Annotated in this window: 1 protein-coding gene; it reads right to left on the bottom strand. The window is 57.0% G+C overall.

Annotation, left to right across the window (positions count from 1 at the left end; genetic code table 11):
- Window positions 1–33 precede the first annotated feature (33 nt).
- A protein-coding gene (locus tag QCE62_RS35000) for an IS3 family transposase (RefSeq protein WP_309927997.1) occupies window positions 34–1,397 on the bottom strand; the annotation gives its coding sequence in 2 pieces (ribosomal slippage) (window positions 34–926 and window positions 926–1,397; 1,365 coding nt in all).
- Window positions 1,398–1,450: the final 53 nt, after the last annotated feature.

Genomic DNA, 1,450 nt, shown 5'->3' with positions numbered 1-1,450 from the left:
TGAACTGACCCCGCAAAGTTGGACAGTTTTGGGCTAGGGCCGTGAGGGCTGAGTTCTGTACATCACAGGACTCAGCCCTTTTAGCTTCAGCTTGATGCGGTTGTGATTGTAGTAGTGAATGTAGCGTCGGATTCCGGCCTGAAGCGCTTCAATGCTCTCGAAGCGGTTCGGGTAGAAGAACTCTGACTTCAAGGTGCCGAAGAAGCTCTCCATGGCGGCGTTGTCGTGGCAGTTGCCCTTGCGTGACATGCTTTGCGTCAGTGCGCGCTGCGAGAGCAACGCCTGGTAAGCGCCCATCTGATAGTGCCATCCCTGATCAGAGTGAATCACGGGGCGATCACCAGCCCCCAGCCTCTTGAACGCCTTTTTGATCATGCTTGCGACCATCGCGAATGCCGGACGCGTCGCCGTTTCGTAGGCAACAATCTCGCCGTTATACAGGTCTAGCACCGGGGACAGATAGAGCTTGCGCTCGCCCACCCGGAATTCAGTGATATCGGTGACCCACTTCTGATTTGGCGCGTCGGCGTCAAACTGTCTTTGCAGCACGTTCGGCGCAATGCCTCCCACCGTCCCCCGGAAGGCTCGAAACTTTTTCGGTCGCACCAGCGACTTCAGTTTCATCAGTTGCATCAAGCGTTGGACGGTCTTGTGATTCACAACCGTGCCCAAGTGCCGGATCGCGCTGGTGATACGCCGATAGCCGTAACGCCCTTTGTGCTGCTTGAATACAGAGCGGATGCGCGCCTTGAGCTGCGTGTGTTTGTCTGCCTTCTGCGAGACCTTGCATTGGTAATAGAAGGTGCTACGCGCCAAGCCCGCCACTTTGAGCAGGCCGCCAAGTGCAAACTCATGCCTCAATCCGGCCACTACTTGCGCTTTTTGCTTTGCGCTGTGGGGCTGTCCGAGCGGATCAAGGCATCGAGTTTTTTTAGGTACGCATTCTCCATGCGCAGATAGTTCAGCTCCTTCAGGAGCTCTTCCTTCGTGCGGGCCTCGTCAGGCTTGGACGAAACAGGCGGCACAGATGACTTGGGTTGTTTCACGGAGCGTCCTCGGGGGCGCGGCTCAAGGGCCTGCATACCTCCCGAATCATACCGGCGCTTCCAGACACTGATCACGCCCGGATTGCGGATATCGAAAACCGCCGCAGTCTCTCGGCACGACAGCGCCTTTGTGTGCATGAACTGCAGCACCTTCAGCTTGAACTGTCCATCGTAGAAGCTGTACTTCTTCCTGAACGCCGCGGCGCCGTGCGCTCGCCATGCCGCCACCCACTTACGCACCGTGCCGTGGTCTGTACCATGCCGGTGCGCCACCCCAGCAAAACCGCCGTGCTTGCCGCATAGATAGTCTTTGACGACTGCTTGCTTGAATCGTGCGCTGTGCTTGCTCATGAAAAAACACCCCAAATCGTTGGACTGGTGTCCAACTTTTGGGGTGCAGTTCA

The sequence above is a fragment of the Caballeronia sp. LZ033 genome (genome assembly GCF_031451265.1).
Classification (GTDB): domain Bacteria; phylum Pseudomonadota; class Gammaproteobacteria; order Burkholderiales; family Burkholderiaceae; genus Caballeronia.
Note: the sequence above shows the minus strand (reverse complement) of the source record. Positions and strands in the feature narration are given on the sequence as shown.